At 74.4% G+C, this 8,644-nt stretch carries 6 protein-coding genes; 4 read left to right on the top strand and 2 right to left on the bottom strand.

The genetic code is table 11. The annotated features are described in order from the left end of the window. Positions 1 to 1,025 (bottom strand): ALF repeat-containing protein (locus ACFXHB_RS38410; protein WP_380580665.1); only part of this gene is annotated, 1,025 nt, incomplete at its 3' end. Positions 1,026 to 1,408: 383 nt separating this feature from the next. On the opposite strand from ACFXHB_RS38410, the gene ACFXHB_RS38405 reads away from it, so the two are divergent. Beyond that, entirely contained in the window at positions 1,409 to 2,281 is an 873-nt protein-coding gene (locus tag ACFXHB_RS38405) for an AAA family ATPase (protein WP_380580663.1), read from the top strand. Further along, the gene (locus ACFXHB_RS38400) at positions 2,278 to 3,801 is read left to right on the top strand and encodes a VWA domain-containing protein (RefSeq protein ID WP_380580661.1); all 1,524 of its coding nucleotides are present in this window, start codon (positions 2,278 to 2,280) and stop codon (positions 3,799 to 3,801) included. Before ACFXHB_RS38405 ends, ACFXHB_RS38400 begins: the two co-directional genes overlap by 4 nt. A 24-nt stretch (positions 3,802 to 3,825) precedes the next feature. Here the strand turns inward: ACFXHB_RS38400 and ACFXHB_RS38395 are convergent, their stop codons facing one another. After that, a complete protein-coding gene (locus tag ACFXHB_RS38395) occupies positions 3,826 to 4,776 on the bottom strand; it encodes an alpha/beta fold hydrolase (protein WP_380580669.1) in 951 nt (316 codons plus the stop codon). A 530-nt stretch (positions 4,777 to 5,306) separates the two neighbouring features. Here ACFXHB_RS38395 and ACFXHB_RS38390 point away from each other — a divergent pair. Together ACFXHB_RS38390 and ACFXHB_RS38385 are read left to right on the top strand one after the other, a co-directional pair. Then, a complete protein-coding gene (locus tag ACFXHB_RS38390) occupies positions 5,307 to 7,082 on the top strand; it encodes a choice-of-anchor A family protein (RefSeq protein WP_380580659.1) in 1,776 nt (591 codons plus the stop codon). Between the two features lie 165 nt (positions 7,083 to 7,247). Beyond that, positions 7,248 to 8,549, top strand: coding sequence for a D-alanyl-D-alanine carboxypeptidase family protein (locus ACFXHB_RS38385; RefSeq protein WP_380580657.1), 1,302 nt, complete (start codon positions 7,248 to 7,250; stop codon positions 8,547 to 8,549). The last annotated feature ends 95 nt before the right edge of the window (positions 8,550 to 8,644 follow it).

The following is an 8,644-nucleotide window of genomic DNA, read 5'->3' as shown; positions in this document are numbered from 1 at the left end:
GGCCTGCGCGTCGTCACCCCGGCCGCGGCGGCGGCCGAGGCCGCCGAGCGGGCGGCGTTGGCGGCCGTCCGGGCGGCGGACACCGCCGCGTTCGAGGCGTCGATCGCGGTCCGCGCGGCGGCGGCCGCGCCCTCGGCGGCCTGGGCGGCGCGGTTGGCCGCGGCACCCGCCTTCTCGACGTCGTCCTTGGCCGCGGCGGCCTCGGCGGCGGCGGTCTGGGCGGCCTTCTTGGCCTCCGCGGCGGCCTTCTCGGCGCGGGCGCCGGCCTCCTTGGCGGCGTCGGTCTCGACCTTGGCCCGCTTGCCCGCCTCGGCGGCGGCCTGGGCGAGCTGCGAGATCGACAGCGTCTCCTGGTCCCGGGTGCGGGCCAGGTACTGGCCGGTCTCCAGGAAGGTGCTGAGGTCGGCGGCCGTCCCGCTCAGTGCGCGGTTGGCCTGCTTGACGAACTCCGGTCCGGGGTTCTGGCCGAGCATGGTGAGGACGGTGACACGGTCGTCCTCCTGCTGGGCCCGGGCCCGACCGGTGGTCAGGAAGTCGTCCAGCGCCTTGGCGGTGCCGTCGTTGAGCGCCTTGGTACCGGCCGCCCGGACACCCGAGTCGCTGTTGTTGATGATGCCCAGGACCGCCACCCGGCGGTCGTCGTTCATCGGGTTCTGCCAGCCGGACGCCATGAAGGCGTGCACGTCGGCGTCCGTACCGCTCAGCGCCTTGGAGGCGGCGTCGCGCACGCCCTGGCCGGTCGAGCTGAGCATCTTCAGGATGGTGAAGCGCTCGTCCTCGGCCGAGGCGCGGTCCAGCGTCTTGGCCAGGAAGTTGGTGATGTCGGCGTCGGACCCGAGCATGGCCTTCTCGGCCGCGTCCTTGGTCGCCGTGCCGCCGAGCTCCCAGGCCTCGACGACCCGGCCCCTCGCGTCGGCGGGCAGTGGCGCCGGGCCGGCCTCGGCCGGCAGCGCCTGGGCGATCGTCGTTCCGGCCATGGTGGCCGCCAGCGCGAGCGCGGTGAGCGCCGAGATCCTCGCGCGCAAGCGCCGCCGCTGCGACGTCCCCGCCCCTGATGTCGTGTAGGTCATATCCCCTCACGTTCCCCCGGGCCATCAAGACCCCTTCGTGCCGCAACAGTTGTCATGGCACCGCGAGGATCCTAGTTCGAATTAAGCGGAATTTGATCTATCACTTCAGTTCGTCCGAATACCTACCGGCTGGCTGGATTCATGCCCCTGATTCGGTTACCGACCATCGACGGACCGTGTGACGGATCGTCGGAAAACCGTTTGACAATTCGTCGCTTCCAGCACTCCTCGCAGCACCTCGCCGGGGTCCCGGTCCGGCCGCCGCCGCAGGCCGGGACAACGAAGTGACCCGCCGGTAGGGTGCTGCTGGCACGGACGGACCGAGGGAAGCGGGGCGCATGCGCGGCGACGGCACGGGGTTCTTCGAGTCGGCGGCGCACGCCGCCGCCCAGCTGGCCGAAACCGGCTACCTGGCCTCCACCGCGGTGGTCACCACCGTCTTCCTCGCCGACCGGCTGGGCAAGCCGCTGCTCGTCGAGGGACCGGCCGGGGTGGGCAAGACCGAACTCGCCAAGGCGGTGGCCGGGATCAACCGGGCCCGGCTGGTGCGGCTGCAGTGCTACGAGGGCATCGACGAGGCCCGGGCGCTCTACGAGTGGAACCACGCCAAGCAGCTGCTGCGGATCACCGCCGGCCGCGACGAGGGCTGGGACGAGGCCCGCACCGACATCTTCGGCGAGGAGTTCCTGCTGACCAGGCCCCTGCTGACCGCCATCCGCGGGGACGAGCCGACCGTGCTGCTGATCGACGAGATGGACAAGGCCGACGTCGAGGTCGAGGCACTGCTGCTGGAGGTGCTCAGCGACTTCCAGGTCACCGTGCCGGAGCTGGGCACCATCACCGCGACCCGCCGCCCCTTCGTCCTGCTCACCTCCAACGCCACCCGCGAGCTCTCCGAGGCACTGCGCCGGCGCTGCCTCTTCCTCCATCTCGACTACCCGGACGCCGAGCTGGAGCGCCGGATCGTCCGGCTCAAGGTCCCCGGCCTGGACGCGACGCTGGCCGAGTCGCTGGTCCGGGTGGTCGGCGCGCTGCGGGCGATGGGCCTGCGCAAGGCACCGTCGGTAGCCGAGACCATCGACTGGGCCCGGACCCTGCTGGCGCTCGGCGCGGACACCCTGGACGAGGCCGTGGTGCGCGACACCCTCGGGGTGATCCTCAAGCACCAGGACGACATCCTGAAGGCCGCCCAGAAGCTCACCCCGGCATGACGGACGGCGCCGCCCCCACCCCCGCCGACCGGGGCGGACCCGGCCGAACCGAGCCCACCGGCACGACCGCACCGGCCGACCTCGCGGCCCGGCTGACCGGGCTGGTCCGGACCCTGCGCGGCCACGGGCTGCGGGCCGGGCCGGCCGAGACCGTCGACGCGGCGGCCGTGCTCGACGTCCTGGGTCTCGCCGACCGGGAGCGACTGCGGGCCGGCCTGGCCGCCGCGCTGCTGCGCTCCGAGGGGCAGCGCGCGGTCTACGACGCCACCTTCGACCTGTACTTCCCGCTCGGCGTCGGCACCCCTGAAGCGGCCCGGGGCGGCCCCGCGCAGGACGGCCCGGAGAACGCCGACGACGCCCGGGCCGCCGCCGGGAGCGCCCGCCGCGACCTCGCCGACCCCCTCCGCGAGGGGCTGCGCGAGCGCCTCGCCGCCGCCCTGGCCGCCGACGACCGGGCCGCCCAGGCCCGGCTGGCCGGCGAGGCGGTGGCCGCCTTCGGCCGGTACGGCGTCGGCTCGGTGCCCGGATCGGACGGCTGGTCCGCCCATCAGACGCTCGGCCGGCTCGCGCCCGAGACCCTGCTGGCCCGCGTCCTGGCGGCGCTGCGCGCGGGCACCGCCCCGGACACCGCCCCGTCCGACGTAGCCGACCGCCTCCTCGCCGACGAGATCCGCCGCCGCATCCAGGGCTTCCGCGCCATGGTCGGCACCGAGGCCCGCCGCCGGGTGGCCGAGGTGCGCGGCACCGAACGGATCGCCGAGCGTGCCGTCGCGCCCAGCGCCGACCGGATCGACTTCCTCGCGGCCGGCCGTGACCAGCTGACCGACCTGCGCCGCACCGTCCACCCGCTGGCCCGGAAGCTGGCCACCCGGCTGGCCGCCCGGCGGCGGCGCGCGGCCCGCGGGCAGATCGACCTGCGCCGCACCCTGCGCCGCTCGCTGTCCACCGGGGGCGTGCCGCTGCGCCCCGCCTACCGGCCGCGCCGGCCCGCCCGGCCGGAGATCGTGCTGCTCTGCGACATCTCCGGCTCGGTGGCCGGCTTCGCCGACTTCACCATGCTGCTGGTCCGGGCGATGAGCGAGCAGTTCAGCAAGGTCCGGGTGTTCGCCTTCGTCAACCGCACCGCCGAGGTCACCGAGCTGCTGGCCGGCAGCGGGGCCGACCCGGCCGGACTGGCCCGGCGCATCCTCACCGAGGCCAAGGTGATGGGCCATCACGGCAACAGCGACTACGGCACCGCGCTCGGCGAGTTCGCCGACCGGCACCTGGCCGCGGTCGGACCGCGCACCAGTGTGCTGATCCTCGGCGACGCCCGGAACAACCACCGCGACCCGAACCTGCCCGCCCTGCACCGGATCGCCGGGCGGGCCCGCCGGGTGTACTGGCTCAACCCGGAGTCGCCCTCGCTGTGGGGCGAGGGCGACTCCGCGGCGCGCGCCTACGCGAACGTGGTGGAGATGCACGCCTGCCGGGACGCCCGCAGGCTGGGCGAGCTGATCGCCCGGCTGCTCCCGGTCTGACGACCCGGCGCGGCCCGGCCGGGCTCAGCCGTCCAGGTGGCGCAGGAAGTCGAGCAGGGCGGCGTTGACCTCGGCCGGCCGCTCCTGCTGCGTCCAGTGCCCCGCGCCGGGGAGGGCGACATGCCGGTACAGCCGCGGGGTGAGCTGCGGCAGCAGCAGGCCCAGCGCGTCCGGGCCGACCAGCGCCGACACCATGTCCCGGTCCCCCGCCACGTAGAGCGCCGGCACCTCGATCCCGCGCCCGGCGAAGGCGGTGAGCAGCTCATTGTTGCGGTCGATGTTGCGGTACCAGTTGAGCGGACCGGTGAAGGCCCGCTCGCCGTGCCCCGCGTAATCGGCGGCGAACGCCGCGATGTCCTCCTCGGTGAGCCAGTCGGGCAGCTTCTCCGGCTCGGGGACGGTGTCCAGCAGGGTCTGCCCCTCGGGGACGACCCAGACCCTCGGACTCTCGGCACCGGGCCGGTCGCCGGAGCCGCTGAACAGGACGCGGCGGAAGGTGGAGCCCGGGTCCCGGGCGAGCTCGGCGTCGGCGACCCCGGGCCGCTGGAAGTAGTTCTGGTAGAAGCCCTCGCCGAACCGCTCCCGGGACTGCGCCAGCGGCGGCAGCCCGGAGACCGGCAGCGGCGGGACGCTCAGCCCCGCGACACCGCGCACCAGGTCGGGGCGGAGCGCGGCGGTCGACCAGGCGACCGGCGCGCCCCAGTCGTGGCCGACCACCACCGCCGGCTCGCCCCCGAGCGCGGCGATCAGGGCGGTGACGTCGCCGACCAGGTGGAGCAGGGTGTAGGCGTCGACGGCGGCCGGCTGCTCACTGCGGGCGTAGCCGCGCTGGTCGGGGGCGACCACGCGGTAGCCGGCCGCGGCCAGCGGCGCGAACTGGTGCCGCCAGGAGTACCAGCTCTCCGGGAAGCCGTGCAGCAGCAGGACCAGCGGGCCCTCCCCCTGCTCGGCCAGGTGGAGCCGGACACCGTTCACCTCGATGTCGCGGTGCTCGATGTCGCGGTACCCGAGGTCTCCCTCCCCACCGGTGCCGGCGCGCTCGACGCCCGACTGCTCGGCGCTGTCCCGCTCGGTGCCGTCGAACGCCCCGCCGCTCTGCGTGGTCACGTCGTCCACCCCTGCTCCTCATGCCGTTCCGGGACCGCCTCGGAAGATTTGACGTCCGATCGGTCGCTATCCACCGTGCCCAGTGGAACACACCGGGAACCATCGCATTCCCGCCCCGGCAGAGGCGTCCGATATGTCATCCCATTTGTTCGAGTTCCTCCCGCGCGTCGGCGAGATCCACCGCCGTGGGCGCGTCGTCCTGGGTGAGCGGCCACAGCGCCCGGCGGCCCGACCGGCGCCGACCCGGGCCGGCCGACGCCGACCCGGCGCGGGCCCAGCCACCGCTGTCCGCCGCCCAGGTGACGGTTGGTCTGAGCGGGTACGCCCGGTCACCGCATCAGCGTAGGCGGGCGGCCCACCGGTGACCCGATTCGCCCAGGCCGTCGGACGCTTCGACTATGGCTTCCTTCAACCGACTGCTCACCCGTGTCCGGCGACGGGCCGGTGCCCTGGCCCTCCCCTGTACCGTGATCTCGGCCCTCGTCCCGGTCCTCGCCCTCGGCCCCGGGAGCGCCCCCGCCGTCGCGGCGCCGCTGCCCGGCGGCCTCGGTCCGTGCGTACCGGGCAGCTGCCCGAACCCCTACCCGAGCTCGATCGGCAACGGCCCGTTCGCCGGACGCGACAACGGGATCAACGTCTTCGTCGGTGACACGTTCCGGGTCACCGGTCGCGCCGCCGAGGCCGAGGGCCGCGTGGTCGTCCTCGACAGCTTCACCCAGGCCAAGGAGGCCGGGGTCAGCTCCATCTACAACATCGGCATCGCGGGCGTCGGCTCCCGGGTCCCCCCGCCGGACGGCGCCGACTTCCTGACCACCGGTGGCGGCATCACCATCGCCCCCGGCCAGACCCTGGTGGCCGAGGGCGGCGTGGTCCGGCACGCCGGCACGGTCACCGGGACGGTGACCGGAACACTGGTCACGGACCCCAACGCCGTCCAGCCCTACAGCGGCCTGCGCGACCGGCTCAGCACCGCGTCCGACTGCTACGCCCGGGTCGGCGGCACCCCCCGCACCCCGACCGGCACGGCGGTGAACCAGGGCGGCCAGACCCTCTTCACCGGCGACGGAAGCTCGGCGCTCCAGGTGTTCAACGCCGACTTCGACCTCACCGGGCCGACCGGCGGCCAGCAGGGCATCGTCTTCGCGAACATCCCCTCGGGCGCCACGATCCTGGTCAACGTCCTCGGCGCGGCCCGGACGCTGAACACCTACAGCGGCGGCATCAACGACAGCGACGACCCGCTCAACGCCTACCGCGACCACCTGCTGTGGAACTTCCCCGACGCCACCGCCGTCACCCTCGCCGGGACCGGCCAGTTCCAGGGCAGCTTCCTGATCGGCGACCAGGCCTCGGCCACCACGGTCACCCTGGCCGGCATCAACGGCCGGTTCTTCACCGCGGGTTCGCTCACCCACACCAGTCTCGCCACGGGCGGCGGCGGCCAGGAGTTCCACTCCTACCCGTTCAACGGCGACCTCCCCAGTTGCGGCACCCCGCCCGTCACCGGTGAGGTCCGGGTCCTCAAGACCGACGCCACCACCGGCGCACCCCTCACCGGCGCCGTCTTCGAACTCTGGCAGGAGACCAACAACACCCCCGGCCTCCAGACCACCGGCATCAACCCCGACACCCGCATCGGCACCACCTGCACCACCCCCGCCGACGGCATCTGCCGCCGCACCGTCGACACCGGCACCTACTACTGGCGCGAAACCACCCCACCCACCGGCTACGACCTCCCCACCGACCCCGTCTTCGGCCCCCTCACCCTCACCCCCCAGAACGCCACCACCGGCGTCCAGGTGACCGCCCGTGACTGCCCGTCGCCGAAGCCGCCGGCGGACGGTTCGATCCATCTGACCAAGCGGGACGCCAAGACCGGCAAGCCGCTGGGCGGGGCGACGTTCCAGCTCTGGCGGGAGACCAACGACGTCCCCGGGCTGCAGACCGGCGGGCCGAACCCGGACACCCGCACGGGTGCGGACTGCACCACCACGGCCGAGGGCGGCTGCGCCTTCACCCACCTGCCGAGCGGCAGGTACTACCTGCGGGAGACCGCCGCGCCCGGCGGCTACCACCTCCCGCACGACCCGGTGACCGGCCCCTACCGGGTGGACGCCGATGACTGCGTCACCGTGGCCCTGACCAACAAGCGGGACTACGACGACTGTTAGCCGCGTCCCCGGGATCATCCGCGCACGGGCCCGGACCCGCCGGAGCACCCCGCTCCGGCGGGTCCGGCGTGTCCGGGCCCCTCGGCCGGGACCGACCGCCGCGGGCGGGGCCCGGACGGAGCAGCGCGCGCGGCGCACCGGTCGCGGCGCGGGTACGTTCGCGGTGTGCAGAGGTCACACCACGTCAGAGGAACCGCCGCGGCCGGGGCCGTCGCCGTGCTGGTGCTCGCCGCGGCGACGCCCGCGGCCGTCGCGCAGGACGCGGCCGCCGTGGTCGGCGGGGAGCGTCTCGGCCGGTCCGCCGTCCAGGTGGCACCGCTGGCCGGGGCACCCGCCCTGCCGGCCGAACTCACCGGGCGCTCCTGGCTGATCGCCGACGCGACCACGGGCGACGTCCTGGCCGCGCGCAACGCGCATGTGCCGCTGCCCCCCGCGAGCACGCTGAAGATGCTGTTCGCGGACACCGTGCTGCCCAAGCTGGACCGGTCGCTGGAGCACAAGGTCACCCCGGCCGAGTTGGCGGAGCTGGGCGCGGGCAGCAGTCTGGTCGGCATCAAGGAGAACCTGCCGTACCGGGTGGAGGACCTCTGGCGGGGCGTGTTCCTCAGCTCCGGCAACGACGCGGTGCACGTCCTGGCGCACATGAACGGCGGCCTCCCGCAGACCGTGGCCCAGATGCAGGCCCGCGCGCTGGCCCTGCAGGCCCGGGACACCCACGTGGTCACGCCGGAGGGCTACGACCAGGAGGGGCAGGTCTCCTCGGCCTACGACCTCACGCTGTTCGCCCGGGCCGGGCTGCGCAACAAGGACTTCCGCGCCTACTGCTCCACCCGCACCGCGCGCTTCCCCGGCGGGGTGGACAAGACCACCGGACAGCGCACCGCCTTCGACATCGCCAACACCGACAAGCTGCTCGGCAGGTACCAGGGCCTGATCGGGGTGAAGAACGGCTACACCACCGGCGCCGGGGCCACCTTCACCGGGGCCGCCGAACGCGGCGGCCGCACCCTGCTGGTGACGGTGATGCACCCGGAGTCGCAGAGCAAGGTGTACGACGAGGCGGCCAGCCTGCTCGACTGGGGCTTCGCCGCGGCCGGCCGGGTGGAGCCGGTCGGCCACCTGGTGGAGGAGCCGGTCGCGTCCGCCTCCGCGGCCGCCGAGGCTCCGGCGACGGGAGTGGTGCCGCACGCGATCCGGCAGGCCGACCACGTGCTCGGCCCGGCCGGTTGGACGACGCTCGCGCTCTGCGGCGTGCTGGCGCTCTGGGCCGCGGGCCGGGCCAGGACCAGGCGGGCGCACCCGCGTCCGGCGGCCGCCGAGGCCGTCCCCGTGCCCCTCGCGTTCACCCGGTCGGGTGCCACCGCGTCGGGCGGTTCGACGGCCGTGGGCGGCCGCGGGCGCAGGCGGACGGCGCGGGCCGTCCGGACGGCGGTGCTGTCGGCACGTCGGCGGCTGCACCAGCGCTAGCACACCTGTCCGACATGCGGTATTCGTCCGGTGATGCTCTGATGGCGCAATGTGCGGCCCGGTGCCGCCCGCCCGATCACCGATGGAACGGAGCG

Source organism: Kitasatospora sp. NPDC059327, assembly GCF_042752535.1.
Classification (GTDB): Bacteria; Actinomycetota; Actinomycetes; order Streptomycetales; family Streptomycetaceae; genus Kitasatospora.
Note: the sequence above shows the minus strand (reverse complement) of the source record. Positions and strands in the feature narration are given on the sequence as shown.